Raw genomic sequence first — 18,658 nt, forward strand, 5'->3', positions numbered from 1 at the left:
ACATGGAGGGCCTAGAACTCACGTTTGAACGTCAGAGTGGCGGTCCGGCCTTCTCCGTAGAATACGGAATCGTAGAAGCCCATCGTCCTGAAATAACGCTCGTCCGCGATGTTGTAGACGTTCATGTTAAGAGATGTCTTGTCATCGAGCTTGTAGCGGGCCATGGCATCGAAGATGGCATAGTTGCCCTGTTTGATGCTTTGACCCGAAGCAAGATAATAGGCGACATTCTTCGTTTCGCTTTGCCAGCGTGCTGTTGCTCCAACCGTGAGCTTTTGCCACTGGCCGGGAAGCGTATAGGTGGCGCCAATCTTCAGGGTGTTGCGCGGCTGGAACGTGTTGACGGCGTTGCCATCGTCATCCTGCGAGTTTCTGAAGGTGTAGCCGCCAAACACATTCAGGCCTTCGTAGACCTCTCCGGCAACTTCGATTTCAAAGCCGCGTGTCGTGGTGCCGTCGATCGAACGGTAGATCGAGCGGTTGTTGACCGCATCCCAGTCGCTGTATTCAGCAACGTTATCCTGATTGGTCTGGAAAACAGCAAAGGAAGCATTCACCCGGCCATCGATCCAGGAAGACTTGATGCCCACTTCATAGTTATGCCCCTTCGCAGGATCCAGGTAATTGCCTGCTTCGTCCTGATATGTCTGAGGCTTGAAGATGTTGGTGTAGCTTGCATAGAGCGTATACTGATCGGTGAGATCATAGGTAACGCCGAAATACGGGGTCACGATGCCATAGTGGCCGTAATCGAAATTTTCCCAGTAGCTTTTCTTTTCGCCGCTCCACCAGCTGACGCGCGAGCCCACTGTAACGGCCAGAGGATCGGTGACGGAGAAGCGCACTGCGCCGTAAGTTCCGAACTGCGTGTCATTCGTGTCCGTGACGTTGCTTGGATCGGTGTTCCACACCGGTTCGGGATAGCTGCCGTCCCAGGCAAAGATGTTGCCCACGGCCGCGAGTGTGCTGCTGTCCGCCGTGCGTTCGACGATGTTCCCGTCTGTCTGCGAGGCGAAGAAGCCCGTGACGAACTGGTGGGTGCGGTCAAACAGTTCGAAGTCGCCATTCAGGCTGCCGGCAACGGAATCCTGCACGCGGTCGCCCTTGTAGCGGGTTGCATAACCGGATGTGCCAAGCCCCGTAACCGGATCAGGATTGCCGGATACGTACAGGAGCTTCGAGGAGAAGTCGTTGTCGAGGTGATTGACCGAAAAGCGTGCCTTCCAGTCGTTGTCGAAGGTGTGCTCGACGGAAGCGAATGTTTCCACCACCGTGGTGTCCCAGTTCGTCCAGTCGGCTCCCGTCGTGGACCCCTTGGCCCAGTCAATCAGATTGCCATTGGAATCGAAGGCCGGCATGCCCGCCCATGTCACGCCATCCGAGTTTGTCCCTTGCCGGTTCGCCCCCACCGTTACGGTGGTGGAGTCGGTGACATCGGCTTCGATGACGCCGTAAATGACATTCTTGTCCTGCTTGTACAGGTCGATGGTGTCTTCCTTGGTCTGCAGGGCCCCGGTGACGCGGGCGCGCACCGTGCCGGACTGGTTCAGGGGACCGGACACATCAAGCTCGCCGCGATAATTGGACTGGGTGCCGGCAAGGCCGGATATGTAGCCCTGAAACTCGCTTGCCGGGCGCTTGCGGATGAAGTTGACCGATGCGCCGGGCTCGCCCGTGTTCTGCATCAAGCCGGTGGCGCCCCTGACAATCTCGATATGGTCATAGATCACCGTATCGAGTGAGCCGTCACCATATTGGTAGGTTGAATCAAGCGTCGTGGGCACGCCGTCATACTGGTAGCTGTCGATCTGGAAGCCGCGGGAATAGAACTCGAAGCGGTCGGTCTCGTACTGGTTCACCGTCACGCCGGTGGAGTTCTGCATGACGTCCTTCACATTGGCCATGCCGCGGTCTTCGATCATCTGCCGCGTGACCACGCTCGTGGACTGAGGCGTTTCCTTCTGCGTCAGAGCGAGGCCATTCGCGGTTTTCATCCAGTCGGCGGTATAGGAATTGGTCCCCTCCGTAACGGCCCCCTGTCCCTGCAGCGTCACCTTGTCCAGCACCGTTGCCCCGTCAGTGGAGGCCCCGCCCGTTGCCGGGGCGGAGATGGCGGCAGTGGAGGCGTTGGGGAAGGAATAGACGAGGCCAGAGCCGGAGAGAATTGCGGCCAGCGCCTGCTCGCGGCTTGCCTTGCCCGTGAAACCGGGAGACGTCTTGCCTGAAGCAATCGAGGCCAGATAAGTGACCTGCACACCCGCCTGCCGTCCGAAGGTGGCAAGCGCAGACCCGAGCGGACCGGCCGGAACCGAGAAGGAACCCTGTGCGGCCTGACTGACGGAAACAGAAGCCTGCGTCTGGGTTTGGGCTTGCGGTTGTGTCTGGGCCGCAGCCTTGCCCTGCATCAGGGCCAGCCCGGTGCAAAGTGCCGTCGTGACCAGCAAGACGTTCACGCCTGCACTGCTCCAGATCTTACCGCTGGCCTTACTGCTGAAAACCGCTCCGCAAACCCGACGCCCCATCACCTGAACACTCCATCTTCGCATCTGTCTTCGGGGCAAGGATGCCGCTGCACCAGCCCCTGAAAAGCTCAACCGCCGCAGGAACATGGCCTGCGGAGGAACGGGGCCGCCAGAGGGCGGCATCACCTGTCCCTGAAGCTGTTACAAACGGGACGGCGATATTTTCACTCTAAAGTTCAAGTTTTTTCAGAGAGGGAAATGACCGTCATGAAGGATGAAACCTGCCGCACACGGGCACCGGCAGGATGCACCACAGCCTCCAGCGCAAGGCGGGGATCGGTCAGGTCAAACACGCCGCTGACACGCAGGTCTCCGATGAACGGGTCGGCGATGACGACGCGGCCCGGAATCCAGCGGCCAATGCGGGCAACAAGCGCATCGACGCTCTCCCGCTCGGCAAAGATCAGATTGCTGCGCCAGGAAGCGACCTGATCGTTCTCGCGCTGGCCCTGCTCCATGCTGCCAGAGCCCGGATCAAACGTGACCCACTGCCCGCCTTCCAGCTGCAGGCCGTCCTTGCCTTGCGGCTGCGGCATTTCCACCCCCACGCGTCCGTGTTCCACGGATACGGTCAGCATCCCCGCATCATTGGACACCTCGAAGGCAGTGCCGAGCGCGGTGGCCGAGAGGCCTTCCGACGCGACGGAGAAGGGACGGGACGGATCAGGCGCGACCTCGAAGAAGGCCATGCCCGCGAGCAGCTCGATGCTGCGCTGCTCCGCCGTGAAAGCAAGGGCGATGGCACTATCGGGACCAAGGGTTGCCGTACTGCCATCGGGCAGATCGATCCGGCGGATTTCTCCCTTGGCCGTCAGGAAATCGGCCTGGGCCCGGCGCAACATCTCCGGCACGAAGGTGTAGGCAGCAGCCCCTGCGGTCAGCCCGGCAAGTCCGGCAAACAGGAAAGTCCGGCGCGAGGGCGCAAGGCTCTTGCGCCGCTCGATCCGGCGCTTCTCGCTCAGGATCAGGCCGGATGCGCCATGGACCCTTGCAACCTGAGACCAAACCTCCTCGTGATCCGCCCCCTCGCCCGCCAGGCGCGGATCATCTCAAGGGCGACCGGATTTGCCGGATCATTCTGCAGACGGATGACAAGATCGATTGCTTCGTTCAGCAGTCTCCCTCTCTCAGCCGTGATCCCGCTCATCTGTCATCCCTCCGGCCGCGGCCAGTGCAGGCACTCTCTTCATGATACAATCGAAAGAACCGGATTTTCACGGCTGCAGCCGGTTTTTACGTTGCATCGACCCGCCCGATGAGATGACGGTAGGCCTCGCGGATCAGCGACCACGCGCGCGTTGTCGAGACACCCAGCTCTTCGGCCACCTCTGCGATCGTCCGCTCTCCAAGCCGGTGCATTTCAAAGGCCAGCCGCGTGCGCTCCGGCAATTCTCCAAGGGCCTCATAGGTCTGGGCAAGGCACTGGCGGGAATAGACGATCCGCTCCGGCGAAGGCGCCGGATCTGCCAGATTGGCGGCCTCGTCACTTTCCAGATGCACCATCTCGACCAGCGCCTCGCGCCGCTGATGGTTGACGCCGAGATTCCGCGCTGCCTGATAGAGATAGGCCTTGGGATTGTGATTGCCGTCCGACTTGCCAGGCTGGGCGGCGATGACGCGCACGAAGGTGTCCTGCGTCAGATCAGCGGCGGTCTCCTCGCTGAGCCCGCGCCGGCGCAGGGACCTGACAATGCCCTTTGCATGGTTCCGGAACAGGTTCTGGATATCCCAGGTCACAAGCTGTCCACCTTTCACGCCTGCCGTTGCCGGAACAGCGCCAGCCCAATCACCGGACCTGTTTAGCCGCAACAGAATTTTGCTTGCAAGGACAACAGTTTGGAGCGTTTCCAGTCCGGCGGGCATGTCTCTGGAAAACTTTCCATAAAAACTCATATTATTCCGCAACATAGGCAGAAGGTGAAAGCATCTCCATCCGGAAGCGGGGACCGGCAATGCCAACTTATCCCGGAAAGTGTGGCATGACTGCAACGCCGCAGGTTACAGCCGCCTCACGTGGGTCTGCGATAGAGCAGCCAGAGGAAATACGGCCCGCCGATGAAGGACGCCAGAATGCCGGCGGGGATTTCATAGGGAAAATCAATCGTCCGGCCCAGCCAGTCGGCACAGACCATGAGCGCCGCGCCAATAGCCGCAGCACAGATGATCCTCAGCAGCGCCCTGCCTGGCGCCACGGAGGCCGCAATATGGGGCGCGATGAGGCCGATGAAGCTCAGGGGACCGGTAATCAGCGTTGCGGCGGCCGTCAGCAGGGCAGAGAACGCCAGAAGCACGGTGCGGGATCGGCGCGGCGACAGGCCCAGCGCCCGGGCGGTGATATCGCCCAGCGGCAGGATCTCCAGCCACCGGCCCATCAGCGGCAAGACCAGCAACACAGCGAGCAGAATGACCGAGGCCGCAATTGCGGTCATCCCGGCAGCTCGATAGGTCGGCCCCATGGACCAGGCCAGCACGAAGACCGCACGTGGATCACCGCTGGCCAGAATGAAGGAAATCAGCGCAGCCGCAAACGTGCCTATGGCAACACCAGCCAGCAGCACAGGCCCCGGCGCATGGCCGGACTTGCGGGTGATGGCGAGCACAAATAGGAAGGCGAGCACAGCACCGCCTGCCCCGCCCCCGAGCAGCAGAACTGGCGAGAAAGACCCCGTCAGAAGCAGCATTCCCGTGATGCCGATCCCCGCCCCGGAACTGACCCCGAGTCCTTCGGGACTGGCAAGCGGGTTGCCCGTCATGGCCTGAATGAGCCCTCCGGCCAGCGCCAGCATCGCCCCGGCGGAAGCAGAAGCCAGCACACGCGGCCAGCGCCCTGCCACCAGCTCTCCGGCTGACAGACCATCCGGCCCCAACTGACTGGTCAGGGAAAAGAGCGTGAGGGCGGCAAGACAGGCCAGAGCCAGCAGCAGAACGAGGCGTTGACGGCCAGCAGCCGGAACAGCTGACGATAATGTCTGTGAGCCACTGACACGGGCGCTTGCTGGCATGCGGCGCAGCAGCACCAGCAGCAGCACGGCTCCGGCCATGGCCGTCGCTGTTCCCGTAGGCACCTCCGCAATCACATTCGAAAGCGACAGCACGATGCTGTCGGCAAGGAGCAGCAGCGCCGCGCCTATGACCGGCGCCCAGACAAAGCGCCCGGCGAAGCTCCGCACTCCGGCAAGCGTTGCCAGATGCGGCGCAGCAAGACCAACGAAGGCAATCACACCAACTCGCACCACCACCAGTGCAGAGAGAATACAGGCGAGCGACAAGGCAATCAGCCGAATCGTGCGGATGGAGAGCCCCAGGCTGCGGGCGCAGGCATCGTCCAGCCCAGCAAGCGTCAGTGGCCGCAGCAGGAGCGCCAGCAGCGGCACGCAGACTGCCAGCCGCGCAGCCAAGGCCGCAGCATCAGAAAAATCGTTCTGCACCAGCGATCCGCTGGCCCAGATGAAGACAGAGCGCAGATATTCATGCTGGAACAGCGCCAGCAGCACCGACGCCGATCCGGCAAAGAAACTGACAATCATGCCGCACAGCAACAGTGTGACCGGTGAAAAGCCGCGATGGGAGGCAAGCGCGCCAACCAGCGCCAGCGCGGCAAAGCCGCCTGCCAGCCCCGCCGCCTCGCGTTGCCACATGGCGAGCGCTGGCACGAGAAGTGTTGCCGCCATGATGCCCAATTGCGCACCGGAGAGAAGGCCGAGGGTCGCCGGTTCCGCCAGCGGGTTTCTCAGCACCTGCTGAAACACCACTCCCGCCAGCGCCAGCGCGGCCCCCGCCAGCGCCGCCACGGCAAGGCGCGGCACTAGCGCGTAGTGCAGATAGATCTCCCCGAAGACAGCCGGGTCCGGCTCAAGCAGCGCCCCGCCCAGCGCAGGCAGGGGCACATGGGCGCTGTAGGCGGCCAGCGTCAGCGCCGTGGCAGGCAAGAGCAACGCCAGAATCAGCAGGAAGAGCCGGGGCGTCATGAGGTCTGCAGGGCCTTTGTTAGAATGCCGGCAAAGCGCAGGGCAGACGGCAACGCTCCGAAGACCCAGACCGGCGGAATGCTGATGACGCGCCCCGCCCGCACCGCAGGGATGGCCCGCCACAGCCCGCTTGCAGCGAGAGCTTCCGGCGGACCGGGCTCAATGATGACAATTCGCGCCTCCTGATGAGCAGCAATCGCGTCGAGCCCTGCCGTCGAAAAGCCCCAGTGGCTGCCACTGCGCTGCCAGGCGGATGACAGTCCGAGACGGCTCAGCACGTCGTGAAAGAGACTGCCGGGGCCATAGATATCGGCCAGCCGGTCGCTCGCAAATTTGAGAATCAGCAGAGGGCGCCCATCGTAGGACCGAAGCTGATCGCGGCAGGCTGCGAACTGCTGGTCCGCATCTTCCAGATAGGCGGTGGCTGCGCTCTGACGCTGCAACCGGGCCGCAATCGCCTCAAGCCCGGCCTGCCCCAGCTTGAGCGGCTGGCGTTCCAGAGAGTAAAGCGGCAGGGAAAGCACTGGAGCCAACGGTTCCAGCTGAGCAGCGGGAACGCCATAGCCGGTCTGCGTGACGATCAGGTCAGGCCGGAAGGCGTGCAGCAGTTCCATGTTGGGCCAGGAGCGCAAGCCCAGATCCACGGTGCCCTCAGCCAGCGCCGGGCTGACAACACGCGCGCCGTAAAGCGGTGCCTCTGCCACCGCGGCAGGTGCCAAGCCCAGCGCCAGCAGCGTTTCGGCCCAGGCCCAGTCCAGCACGGCAATACGCGGCAGACTCTCCCCTGCCCGGCCGGTCCGGCCCAGAAGTGGCAAAGACGCAGCCCCAAGCAACGCGGCGGCAAACTGCCGCCGCGTCCAGGCATTCGGTCCGGGTTTAACCCGCTCCGTCATTACCAGCTGTATTTCAGCGTGGCATAGGCCGTGCGGCCTTCGCCCCAATAGCAGCCCGTTGTCCCGATGCACGAGGAGACATACTTCTTGTCGAAGATATTGCTGACATTGAGCGAAGTCTTCAGCCCGGCAAGCTTCGGGTCCACCTTGCCGAAGTCATAGCGCAGTGCCGCGTCAAACAGAGTGTAGTCCGGCACATTGAAGGCGTTGGCATTGTCGCCGAACGTCTGCCCCATGTAGCGGGCACCGCCTCCGAAACTCAAACCACCCCAGGCCTGATCGGACTGAACGGAATAATCCAGCCATAGCGATGCCTGATGCTCAGGCACGAAGGCCAGACGCTTGCCCTTGTTATTGGTGCCGTTCGAGGCGGGATTGTCACGGGTAATCTCACTATCCGTGTAGGCATAAGCACCCGTGAGCGAGAGGCCCGCAGCCAGTTCGGCCTTACCTTCCAGCTCGATGCCGCGCATGCGCACTTCGCCAGTCTGCACGCGGAAGCTCGTGTTCACCGGATCAGGCGTAAGCACATTCTGCTGCGTCAACTGATAGGCAGACAGGGTAACGAAGCTGTTCATGCCGGTGGGCTGGAACTTGATACCGGCCTCAAACTGCTCGCCCGTGGTCGGATTGAACGGCGAACCGCCGCGATCCGTACCGCTTGCCGGATTGAAGGATGTCGAATAGCTGGCGTAAGGCGACAGGCCATTGTCGAAATTGTAGACGAGGCCCGCCCGCCACGTGAACTTGCCATCCTGCTGGTTCACCGAGGTGTTGGTGGAGGCAGTCCGGTTGCGCGTGTCCGTTTCGGCCCAGTCATAGCGCCCACCCAGCGACAGGACGAAGTTGTTCCACTCGATCTGGTCCTGCGCATAGAGCCCTGCCTGCGACCGCTGTTGATCGATCCAGAGCGCCGTCGCCGGACGGGTGACATTTGTTGCGCCAAAGACCGGGTTATAGGCGTTGAAGGGCCGGGAGATAACGGACAGAGCCGATTCCTCGAACGAGCTGTCTTCGAAGGAGTAGTCGAAGCCGAGCAGCAGCGTGTGCTTCGCATCGCCGGTGTTGAACCGGGCGATCGCGTTGTTGTCGACCGTGAAGAGGTTGGAGGTCTCCGGGAAGGCCCATGCATAACGCATCAGCGAGGACGGGTTGCAGCTGGCAGCAGACAGACAGAAGGCCTGAACGCGCTGCGTATCGGTATCGACAAAACCGTAGCGCAGGTTCTGCCTGAACGACCATGTGTCGTTGAATTCATGGCTGAATTCATAGCCGATGAAGGCCTGCTCGTTCTCGAACCTGTCATAGCCCGGTTCACCGACGAAGGCGCTGCGCGGCAGTGCGCCGTAGGTGCCGGTGTAAAGCGTGCCATTGGCAGGCAGCGCCGGTGCGCCGCCACCGCCAGGGAGTCGATCTTCTGGTACTCGCCAAGGATCGTCAGCGTCGTTGCGTCGAACAGCCTGAAGGTGAAGGACGGGGCGATATAACCCTTCTTCTCTTCCACATGATCATACTGGGTGTCGCTCAGACGCCCCACGCCGACGATGCGGTAGAGCATGGCGCCGTCCTGGTCGAACTTTCCGCCGAAATCAAAAGCGGTCTGGAACCGGTTGTGGCTGCCATATTGCAGCTCAACTTCACGGATTTCCTCATTGCGCGGCCGCTTGCTGACCATGTTCAGCATGCCGCCCGGCTGCCCCTGGCCATAGAGCACTGATGCCGGTCCTTTCAGGACTTCTGCGCGCTCCAGCCCGAACGGCTCGATCCTCGGCTGTGAATAGCCGCGCGCACCGAAAGGCAGGCGCAGGCCGTCCTTGTAGCGCCCCGGCGTGAAGCCGCGCACCGTCAGCCAGTCGTGGCGCACATCCGTATCGGCATATTGGGCCACAACACCCGGCGTGTAGCGCATTGCCTGCGTTATGGTCTCAGCACCCTTCTCTGCCATCTCGTCGCGGGTGACAACGTTGACGGCTTGCGGCGTATCCCGGAGCGACGTTCCGGTCTTGGTCCCCGTCGCGCTCTGGGTGGCCACGATGCCATTCACCGGCCCCCAGGCGTTTTCGCCCTCGATGGTCACCGTTTGCAGCTGTGTCGCACCGTCCACTGTGACGCCCGTGGCAGCGGCTGCGGCCGGATCGACAATGGTCACCGTATTGGCGGCGGTGAAACGGTACGAGAGGCCGGTTCCAGCCAGAATCCGGTTGAGTGCTTCAGAAGGCGTCAACGTCCCGGAAACGCCGGGCGACGTCTTGCCCTGTACCAGAGCTGCCGGATAGAGCACCTGCAGATTGGACCGGTCACCAAAACGGGAGATCGCCGCGCCCAGAGGACCTGCGGGAACGGAGTAACTGACAGCGGCTGCCTGCTGCGCCACTGCCGGGCCAGTGTGGACCACACTCGCAGAGAAAACTGCCGTTGACGCCAGAAGCGCCAGTCCGAAACCGCCCATCCGCGCTGCCCGCGCCCTGCATTCCCTGTGCCCAAACTGCTTTGTCATGACCCCTGTCCAACTCTTGCCATTTGCATTCTTTTCGGGGCGCGAACACACCCGTCTGATGCAAGGACGGTTTCAAAGGCCTGACACCTCACCCCCAAAGTAGAAAATAATTTTCAGGTTTGTTTTTCCGGTGTTTCTCTTCAGCGGGCACCAGCTCAGGCCGGATGGAGAACGACCAGCCATGGCGAGATCTGGAAGCTTCTCACCGGCAGCGTCTGGCGGATCGCCTCCAGAACGCCGTCCGGATTGCGGATGTCGAAGATGCCACTGACACGCATGTTCAGCAGGCGGCTGTCCGTCACACGGATCGTGCCGGAGCGATAGCGATTCACATCCGCCAGCACCTGCCGCAGCGGCCTGTCCTCAAAGATCAGCTTGCCGCGCCGCCAGGCGATTTCCGCGTCCATGTCGACGGGCCGGATCTCGCCCAGGTGCGTATCGTCATAGGTAACGAGCTCGCCTGCCTCCACAACAGTGTCCGACTTGTCCGGTCCCACCACCGAAACAGCGCTTTCCTCTACCGAGACGGTGACAGCGTCATTCCATTCATGAACAACGAAACGGGTTCCCAGTGCAGTTGTCGAACCGGCACCGGCCAGCACAGTGAAGGGACGGCGCGGATCTTTGGCCACATCGAAAAAGGCACGGCCGCGCAGCAGGCGGATGCTGCGAAGGGTGTCGGTGAAATCCAGGGCAATGGCCGTGTCTGCATCAAGGTCCACCCGGCTTCCATCCTCGAGCGTCAGACTGCGCTGCTCGCCCGTACCAGTGAAATGATCACTCGTCAGGAAATCCGGCGGACCGGCAACAACCGCCACACTAGCAGCAGCCAGCGCTGCGGCCCCTGCGGACAGGAACGCACGGCGTGAGGCAAAACCACTCCGGGCGGAAGGCGGAAGCATGGCTCCAGACATATCCAAAGCCTCGCGCGGATCAGCAATCCGTCCGAGATCTTCCCAGACCCCGCCGAGCCGCGCATATTCGGCCCGGTGCAGTGGATCAGCGGCCATCCAGCGTGCATGTCCGGCGCGGTCTTCCTCTCCCGCCTCACCAGAGTTGAGACGGACGAACCAGGTCAGAGCCTCATCGCGGGCTTTTTGCTGCCTGTCTGTCTTCGTTGATCCCATCATGGCCACCGGCTGCTTCCCCGCACACAGGCGCATGGCACGCCCTTGCGCGCATATCCTTCCCATAGACGGATTCGGCGGCACCGCACCTCACCCATATCGCGCATCTTTTTGCCGGATTCAGTCAATGAGTGTACCCATCCGGTCGCGCAGATGCGCAAGCGCCTTCATGATCAGCTTCTCCACGGCACTTCGGGTTATGCCCAGTTCAGCCGCAATCTCGGTGTGGGTCAGACCATCGAACTTGTGCATCAGGAGCACCTGCTTCTGGCGCGGCGGCAGCTCGCCGATGGCCTCCTGCAGGCGCGAGAGGCGCTGACGGTAGTCGGTGATCTGCTCCGGCGAAGCACTGTCGTCCGCGGCGGCGGCGAGTTCATCGCTGGGGGCGTAGCTCACAACAGAGTGCCGGCCGCGCAACCGGTCCGTTGCAACATTGTTCGCCATGCGGAAGAGATAGGACCGTGGATTGCGGATGTCACTCTCGGCAGGAATCGCCTCAAGCCTCAGATAAGTATCCTGAATCACGTCGTGCGGATCGAGATCACGGCCAAAGCGGCGCGAGAGATGCCGCGACAGCTCCGTGTAACTGGACACGAAGCAGTCAAGCATACTCTTCTTCTTGTCTTCGGCCATACGGAAACCAATCGGGCAGAAACCACTCAGGAGCTTCGCCGCTCACGCAAAGGCCTGAACAGACTGAACTCTCACACGGCTGCATCTGGGGGACACCCGCCGCTGCCGTATTGCGTCTTTAGCAAAAGTCTACTTTAAAAATCCAGTTTTATAAATGACCGCGCAGGGACTGTTGGACAGACCTGCGAGGAAAGCCAGGCTGGCCGGTAAATTCGCCCCTTCAGCCGTTCTTGTGCGGCGTTTCCTCCCCTGCCCTGCTGCCTGCATGATCCGGGCACGCAGCCAGCGCAGCGCTGGGTCCCTGTCGCGGCTCTTGTGCCAGATCTGAACGTAGGGAACGGGTGGCAGCGGGATTGGCGCTGGCAGGATGATCAAATGATCATCAGGAACAAGGTCCCGCAGACTGCCTCTGGCAACCGTGAGAATGAGGTCCGTGCCCGCGATCAGGTCCGGCGCGACGCCCCAGTGCGGCAAGACCAGCGCGAGCCGGCGGGTATGACCGGCGCGGGCAAGAGTTTCGTCCACCTCGTTTATGGTGTCATCACGCATGGCGACCATGGCATGCGGCCGCGAGAAATACATGTCAGCATCCAATGGCCTGCCGTCGAGCGTGCGGCGGTCGAGGAGGCAGGCATAGTCATCATTGATGATCAGCTCTGAGTTGACCTGAGGCGGCAGAACGGGGAACACACCGAGCCCAAGATCCAGATCGCCATCGCAGACACCGGCAGCCATGGTCTCACGGCTGAACTGACTGATCGCTAGGTCAATGCCGGGCGCATGCTGCCGCAGATCCCGGACCAGATGCGGCAGTAGCATGGCTCCGCCATAATCCGACATGGACAGGCGGAACCGGTGGCGTGTGCCTTGCGGATCGAATCCCTGCGGCCCCAGCACGCTACGCACCCCTGCAAGTGCATCAGCCAGCGGCTGGGAAATCTCCAGCGCCCGGATGGTGGGGACGAGGCTGCCCCCTGGCGCACCAGCAGAGGGTCTCCCAATAGCTCCCGCAGCCGCGCAAGGGCATGGCTGACGGCAGGCTGGCTCATGTTCAACCGGGCGGCAGCACGCGAGACATGGCGCTCCGTCAGCAGCGCGTCGAGCACCACCAGAAGATTGAGGTCAACCGACCTCAAGTTATTCACCCTATGCATATATCTCTGCCGGATACGAATTTCACATTCCTAATGTTTATATCTAGGTCGGGGTCAAAGATCATCAGAAAGGATCATCCGATGCAGCTTCAGGCCCCACTCACCCTTCTTGGCGTTGCCCTTCTGGCCGGCGCGGTCGTCCCTTTCCAGGCCGGAGCCAATGCGGCCATGGGCCGGGCACTTGGCCATCCACTCTGGGCCACGGTGGTCTCTCTAGGGGTAAGCATGCTCTGCGTCATTCCGGTGATGCTGGCCATGAAAGTTCCTTTCCCAAGCCTTGGCAACCTTGCCGGACAGCCCAAATGGATCTGGACCGGCGGCCTTGCCGGGGTCATCTACATCACAGCCGCAATTCTGGTTGCGCCGAAGCTTGGTGCCGCCGGTTTCATGACCGCCGTGATTGCCGGGCAGCTCGCCGCCTCGCTTCTGGTCGATGCCTACGGCCTCATGGGATTCAGTCCCCGGGATATTTCGCCCTCACGTCTTATCGGCATCCTGCTCGTGGTAGCTGGGGTCCTTTTGATCCAGGCAGGGCCCTTCCTGCGGGCTTCAGCAGTATCAGGCAGTGGGAACTGACACGGCCCAGCCTTGCTGGACGGAACCTTCGAGCTTAGAGTAAACGCGTTCAGAAAAAGTATCGATCAACGGCGTTTTTCGATTGACCAGATTTCGGACCAGATATAAACGCGTTTATTGAACCAATTTATTGAACGCGATCAGGTAACATCATGCCAAGACCCGCAATGACCGATGAAGAACTTGCAGCCGTTCAGGCCCGCATTCTTGCCGAGACGGCACGCATCGTTGCCGCAGAGGGCTATGCCGCACTGTCCATGCGCAAGCTGGCGGAAGGCCTCAACCTGACGGCAGGGGCCCTCTACCGCTATTTCCCGACGAAGCAGCATCTGATGATCGCCTATTGCTCCGGCGCCATCGACAGGCTGAACGCGGTTTCCCAGACCATCAACGCAAAGCCCCTGCCGTCGATCGACATCCTGCGCGAGCTGCTCCTCTCCTATGGTGAGTTCGCGCTGGAGGATCAGGATCGCTTCCGGTTGATTTTTCTCGATATCGAGATCAGCCGGCAGGTGGAACTGTGCCGGACGACCGAGAATCTCAAGGGATATGAACTGGTCAAAGCCCGCATGGCATCAGCGATGGAAGAAGGCTCGATCCGCCGCATGGATCCTGCGCAGGCAACCCATCTGCTCTGGGGCGCCATTCACGGCGCAGTCGTCCTGCTGCTCAGCATCACGGAAATAGACCTGGGTGATCCGCATACGCTGATCCAGCAATCCATCGATATGGCCCTACGCGGCCTTGCCCCGGAAAGTGTTCAGGCGGATAGCCTTCAGACACAGGCGGCATGACGGCAGGCGGGTCTGGCTGCGGCACTCCGGTCAGATACTGTAGTACTCGCGGTACCATTTCACGAACTTTGCCATGCCTTCGCGCACGCCCGTGCGAGGGCGGTAGCCGGTAAGCGTCTGCAACAGGCTGGCATCGGCCCAGGTGGCCGGAACGTCGCCTGCCTGCATCGGCATCAGCTTGCGCTCCGCCATACGGCCGGTCGCCTCCTCGATGGCGGCGATAAACTCGGTCAACTGTACGCTCTCCGAATTGCCGATGTTGACGACACGCCAAGGCGCAACCGGCGACAGACTGTCGCCATCCGGCACGTCTGTCGCCTCTTCGGGTCTCACCGGAACTGCGTCGATCAGCAGGCGGATACCTTCCACCAGATCCTCTACATAGGTGAAGTCCCGGCTCATATCGCCGTAGTTATAGACTTCGATCGGCTGGCCTTCGAGGATCGACTTGGTGAACTTGAACGGTGCCATGTCCGGACGGCCCCAGGGGCCATAGACCGTGAAGAAACGGAACATAGTGATGGGCGTGCCATAGAGATGTGCATAGGAATGCGCCATCACCTCACAAGCCTTTTTGGTCGCCGCGTAGAAGGACATCTGATGATCGGCCTTCACAGTCTCCTTATAGGGCATCTCCGTATTGGCACCATAGGCCGAAGAGGTAGAGGCAATCAGCAGGTGCTGCGGTGGAAAGGCTCTTGCAGCCTCCAGGATCTCAAAGGTGCCAGCAATGTTGCTGTCGAGATAGGAGCGCGGCGCCTCGATGGAATAGCGAACGCCCGCCTGTCCGGCCAGATGCACCACCACGTCCGGCCGGTTGCTTTCAAACAGCGAGCGCACCAGTTCCCCGTCCTCGACGCGGCCCGTGACGGCGGTGAAATGCTCGTTCTGCAACAGCATCTGGTGACGGCGCTCCTTCAGGCGCACGTCGTAATAGTCCGTCATCGCATCAAGGCCGATGACGCGGAAACCTTCTTCCAGCAACCGCGTGCAGAGAAAGTAGCCGATAAAGCCGGCCGAACCCGTCACAAGTGCAGTACGCATGCCTGAAACCCCTTGAAGAAACGAATGAAAGCTGGCGCCCAATATGCCTCACTGGGGCCGTCATAACATTCGGCCCGCCCTCGGCCAAGGGTCGGAGCGCAGGCGCTGAGCCATCGCGGCAGGCCGCCTCAAAGCAGAAAGCGCCAGCCTTGCAGCCAGCGCTCTCCAGATTGAAACTTCCGTGTCCGGTCAGGCGACGGCGCGGGCCAGCGCGCAGCGAGACCACAGGTCGTTCAGTGCACCAACCAGATGGTCGATATCGGCGTCCGAATGGAACGGCGTTGGCGTGATGCGCAGACGCTCAGTGCCCTTCGGCACGGTCGGATAGTTGATCGGCTGGACATAGATGCCGTAGTTGTCGAGCAGGATATCCGAGATCCACTTGCACTTGGATGCATTGCCCACCATCACCGGAACGATGTGGCTGGGGTTCTCCATGTGCGGGATGCCGCGGCGGTCCAGCAGGCTGCGCAGGCGGGCGACGCGGTCCTGGTGGGCCTCACGCTCGGCCGTGCTCTGCTTCAGATGACGGATCGAAGCCGTGGCGCCAGCAGCCAGTGACGGCGGCAGCGCCGTGGTGAAGATGAAGCCGGATGCGAAGGAGCGAACAAAGTCGCAAAGCTGGCGCGAGCCGGTGATATAGCCGCCCATGACACCAAAGGCCTTGCCGAGGGTACCCTCGATCACCGTCAGACGGTCCATCAGTCCTTCGCGCTCGGCAACACCGCCGCCGCGCGGGCCGTAGAGGCCAACCGCATGCACTTCATCAAGATAGGTCATCGCGCCATAGCGCTCGGCCACGTCGCAGATTTCCTTGATGGGAGCGATGTCGCCGTCCATCGAATAGACACTCTCGAAGGCAACCAGCTTGGGGGCCGCCGGGTCATCGGCAGCGAGCTTGCGCTCAAGATCTTCCGGGCTGTTGTGCTTCCACACGCGCTTTTCGGCGCGGCTGTGGCGGATGCCCTCGATCATCGAGGCATGGTTCAGCGCGTCAGAATAGACGATGCAGCCGGGAATCTTCGAGGCCAGAGTCCCGAGCGCTGCCCAGTTGGACACATAACCCGAGGTGAAGATCAGCGCCGATTCCTTGCCATGCAGATCAGCGAGCTCATTTTCAAGCTGGACATGGAAGTGATTGGTGCCCGAAATGTTGCGGGTGCCGCCTGCACCCGCGCCACAGCTGTCGATCGCATCCTTCATGGCCGAGACCACATCCGGATGCTGCCCCATGCCGAGGTAGTCGTTGGAGCACCAGACGGTCACCTCATGGGCAGAGCCATCTTCGCGGAAACGGGTCGCCTTGGGGAACTCGCCTGAATGACGCTTCAGATCAGCGAATACGCGGTAGTTGCCGTCCTCCCGCAAGCCGTCCAGCGCCTGCGCAAAGAAGCTTTCGAAGTCCATGGCGTATTCCCTCTTCTTCTCAAGCAGGCGCAACCCGCGCCCGCCGTTGGCGTCCTGCAAGCCCTTGTATCCAGAGCTGGTCATCATCTGGCCAGCCCTCCCAGACGGATCTGATAAGGGGAAGTTGCCCCGCCCCATTCACGCGTCCTGTGATCCGAAGCCTGACAGCCTCGTAACCCTGCACCATGTAGCGCAAGGTCGCGCCCCAACACATAGTTTAAAATGCCGCAGGCTGTCATTATTCTAATTCCGGGTTACAGAATTCTTTTCAGGAGAAGAGCCCGGCCGGTCAACTCTGAGACACACGCCCCGCCGCCCTCTCTTCCAGCGATCATTCCGGAACCTTAGCCTCCCGCCTGCGTTAACACTTTGATCTGGGACAAGCCAGGCATCACGGCAAGTTGATGCTGACGGCTTTTTCCGGCCAGAAGTAATAGTACCGCTGAGAACAGGAGCAAAATCAACGAACTGAGCCAGACCGGAAGCATGAAACCCCGGCCGCAGCCGATCAGGAAAGATCAGAAACCACGTCATTTTGTGATTCGGATAACATCTATCTTAAGGGAAATGGCGTAATAATGGCTGCATCACAGCAACCGGCTTAGAAGGTACCTCGTCAAAAAGACGAGGTGTACTTCAGATCAAAAAAATCCGGTGCCGTGAACTTTGCTCAGACGTGACTGTCATGCCGAGGGAGGCAAAAATGACGCATCGTCTCATTAAGAAAGCCATCATTCCGGCAGTTGCCATCTTGCTTTCTGCCACCCCGTTCGCGCTCGCCGCCCCGAAGTCGGAGCGGCATGTGCTGCCCGAGGACAATCTCTCCGTTACGCTCGCCAGCCTTGGGGCCGGTCCTGCGGCCGGGGAGGACACCTCCATCTGGGTCGGACCGGTCGACATTCAGGGCCGCAAGGTCATCTGGGTTGAACTGATCGATTCCGAGGGCGAGGTCATCTATTCGTCCGAGGTGGCACAGAATGAAACCCACCTGCTGCCTGATGGCCGCGCCATCGTCGTCAGCCCGCTCACCGCGCCGGAAGGCACGCTCGTAGCGGCCAAGGACGAGTCGCGTGTGCCGCCAGAAGCCGGCCAGATGATCACCCGCCGCGTTGTGGACGATCAGGACGGCAAGACTGCCGTCGAGCTGGTCCAGGCACCGCCGCAGGAACCTTCGATCCTGCTGCAACTGGCAAATGCGGGTGAAACCGTCTGGCACGGTATCATCGCCCTCTTCCAGGGTGCTGCCGATTCAGTGCGCGTCGCCTGGAATTGGATCGTGGATACGGTCGCCGTCTGATTCCGGTGTCCGATGAGCCCTGTTTTACTGGAAGCAGCGCACGCCACTTCGTCGCAGGGTGGACTAAAAGTGCGGACGGAAAAGCACGGCAAAACTCGGCGCGAATCTATAGATCAGCGATAGAGCCTGCCAGATTGTCTCCGGCAGGCAGTTCGCTCAGAACAGTGGCGGCTTCGGCCTCGGTGCGGGCACTGTGCCCGCCGCGCCGTCAGCTTGCTCTCCTGTGCCAGCCGCACCACCGCCGAGCGTGTCTGCGCCTTCCTCAACGACAGTTACCGGAGGGCCAGAATAGCCGGCAGGTGGCTGCACGGTAGAAGTCATCCTGCAGTCGGTCAGCCACACATCATAAACGGCATGCTCGACACCATGAAGGCCGGGGCTTGCAGCGAACATCCAGCCAGAGAAAATTCGCTGGATCTGATTGTTCAGCGTGACCTCGTCCACCTGCACGAAGGCTGTGGTCAGCGGGTTCTCGGTCTGGGGCCGGGTGTGGCAAACACGCGGTGTCACCTGCAAGGCGCCGAACTGAACCGTCTCTCCAATGTAGACATCAAAAGACGTGATGCGGCCGGTGATCTTGTCGAGACCGGAGAACACGGCAACCGGGTTCTCGATGGTCTCGGCGCTGGCGGGCGCAGCAGCAATGGCCCAGGCAAAGGCGCAAACGAGGGCTGTGCCGCAGATCGACGTGCTCTTCATCCTGTTGAACTGCCGCATGATTGTCCCTGGCGAGTCTCTTGTTCTGG

General features: G+C 61.3%; 16 protein-coding genes and 2 pseudogenes. 3 read left to right on the forward strand and 15 right to left on the reverse strand.

Annotated elements, in window-relative coordinates:
• Positions 1-11: 11 nt before the first annotated feature.
• From ACQB61_RS10610 to ACQB61_RS10665, 12 genes and pseudogenes are all read right to left on the reverse strand, one after another.
• On the reverse strand, positions 12-2,453 hold the full coding sequence (locus ACQB61_RS10610) for a TonB-dependent siderophore receptor (RefSeq protein ID WP_430512608.1): 2,442 nt from the start codon (positions 2,451-2,453) through the stop codon (positions 12-14).
• 245 nt (positions 2,454-2,698) lie between these two features.
• A complete protein-coding gene (locus tag ACQB61_RS10615; RefSeq protein WP_430512609.1) occupies positions 2,699-3,361 on the reverse strand; it encodes a FecR family protein in 663 nt (220 codons plus the stop codon).
• Between the two features lie 125 nt (positions 3,362-3,486).
• Entirely contained in the window at positions 3,487-3,669 is a 183-nt protein-coding gene (locus ACQB61_RS10620) for a hypothetical protein (protein ID WP_430512610.1), read from the reverse strand.
• Between the two features lie 86 nt (positions 3,670-3,755).
• The gene (locus ACQB61_RS10625) at positions 3,756-4,259 is read right to left on the reverse strand and encodes a sigma-70 family RNA polymerase sigma factor (RefSeq protein WP_430512611.1); all 504 of its coding nucleotides are present in this window, start codon (positions 4,257-4,259) and stop codon (positions 3,756-3,758) included.
• 272 nt (positions 4,260-4,531) lie between these two features.
• Complete coding sequence (gene fhuB / locus ACQB61_RS10630; protein WP_430512612.1) at positions 4,532-6,490, reverse strand: Fe(3+)-hydroxamate ABC transporter permease FhuB; 1,959 nt, start codon at positions 6,488-6,490, stop codon at positions 4,532-4,534.
• Positions 6,487-7,383, reverse strand: a complete 897-nt coding sequence (locus tag ACQB61_RS10635; RefSeq protein WP_430512613.1) for an ABC transporter substrate-binding protein — start codon at positions 7,381-7,383, stop codon at positions 6,487-6,489. The genes fhuB and ACQB61_RS10635 overlap by 4 nt, the downstream gene beginning before the upstream one ends.
• A complete protein-coding gene (locus ACQB61_RS10640) occupies positions 7,383-8,765 on the reverse strand; it encodes a TonB-dependent siderophore receptor (protein ID WP_430514347.1) in 1,383 nt (460 codons plus the stop codon). The genes ACQB61_RS10635 and ACQB61_RS10640 overlap by 1 nt, the downstream gene beginning before the upstream one ends.
• A 362-nt stretch (positions 8,766-9,127) precedes the next feature.
• A pseudogene (locus ACQB61_RS10645) lies at positions 9,128-9,880 on the reverse strand (secretin and TonB N-terminal domain-containing protein); the annotation flags it as partial.
• A gap of 155 nt (positions 9,881-10,035) precedes the next feature.
• Positions 10,036-11,010, reverse strand: a complete 975-nt coding sequence (locus ACQB61_RS10650) for a FecR family protein (RefSeq protein ID WP_430512614.1) — start codon at positions 11,008-11,010, stop codon at positions 10,036-10,038.
• 117 nt (positions 11,011-11,127) lie between these two features.
• Complete coding sequence (locus ACQB61_RS10655; RefSeq protein ID WP_430512615.1) at positions 11,128-11,601, reverse strand: RNA polymerase sigma factor; 474 nt, start codon at positions 11,599-11,601, stop codon at positions 11,128-11,130.
• Between the two features lie 168 nt (positions 11,602-11,769).
• A complete protein-coding gene (locus ACQB61_RS10660) occupies positions 11,770-12,537 on the reverse strand; it encodes a LysR substrate-binding domain-containing protein (RefSeq protein WP_430512616.1) in 768 nt (255 codons plus the stop codon).
• A 134-nt stretch (positions 12,538-12,671) separates the two neighbouring features.
• Positions 12,672-12,794, reverse strand: a pseudogene (locus ACQB61_RS10665) (LysR family transcriptional regulator); the annotation flags it as partial.
• Positions 12,795-12,875: 81 nt separating this feature from the next.
• Between ACQB61_RS10665 and ACQB61_RS10670 the strand changes: the two are divergent.
• Together ACQB61_RS10670 and ACQB61_RS10675 are read left to right on the forward strand one after the other, a co-directional pair.
• On the forward strand, positions 12,876-13,370 hold the full coding sequence (locus ACQB61_RS10670) for a DMT family transporter (RefSeq protein ID WP_430512617.1): 495 nt from the start codon (positions 12,876-12,878) through the stop codon (positions 13,368-13,370).
• Positions 13,371-13,537: 167 nt separating this feature from the next.
• Positions 13,538-14,164, forward strand: a complete 627-nt coding sequence (locus ACQB61_RS10675; RefSeq protein ID WP_430512618.1) for a TetR/AcrR family transcriptional regulator — start codon at positions 13,538-13,540, stop codon at positions 14,162-14,164.
• Positions 14,165-14,194: 30 nt separating this feature from the next.
• Here the strand turns inward: ACQB61_RS10675 and ACQB61_RS10680 are convergent, their stop codons facing one another.
• Complete coding sequence (locus ACQB61_RS10680) at positions 14,195-15,208, reverse strand: SDR family NAD(P)-dependent oxidoreductase (protein WP_430512619.1); 1,014 nt, start codon at positions 15,206-15,208, stop codon at positions 14,195-14,197.
• Positions 15,209-15,397: 189 nt separating this feature from the next.
• Entirely contained in the window at positions 15,398-16,615 is a 1,218-nt protein-coding gene (gene hemA, locus ACQB61_RS10685; protein WP_430514348.1) for a 5-aminolevulinate synthase, read from the reverse strand.
• Positions 16,616-17,318: 703 nt separating this feature from the next.
• On the opposite strand from hemA, the gene ACQB61_RS10690 reads away from it, so the two are divergent.
• Positions 17,319-17,912, forward strand: coding sequence for a hypothetical protein (locus ACQB61_RS10690; RefSeq protein ID WP_430512620.1), 594 nt, complete (start codon positions 17,319-17,321; stop codon positions 17,910-17,912).
• Positions 17,913-18,068: 156 nt separating this feature from the next.
• On the opposite strand, the gene ACQB61_RS10695 is transcribed toward ACQB61_RS10690, so the two are convergent.
• Positions 18,069-18,629, reverse strand: a complete 561-nt coding sequence (locus ACQB61_RS10695) for a DUF2155 domain-containing protein (RefSeq protein ID WP_430512621.1) — start codon at positions 18,627-18,629, stop codon at positions 18,069-18,071.
• Positions 18,630-18,658: the final 29 nt, after the last annotated feature.

The organism is Pannonibacter phragmitetus (assembly GCF_050510895.1).
Classification (GTDB): Bacteria; Pseudomonadota; Alphaproteobacteria; order Rhizobiales; family Stappiaceae; genus Pannonibacter; species Pannonibacter phragmitetus_B.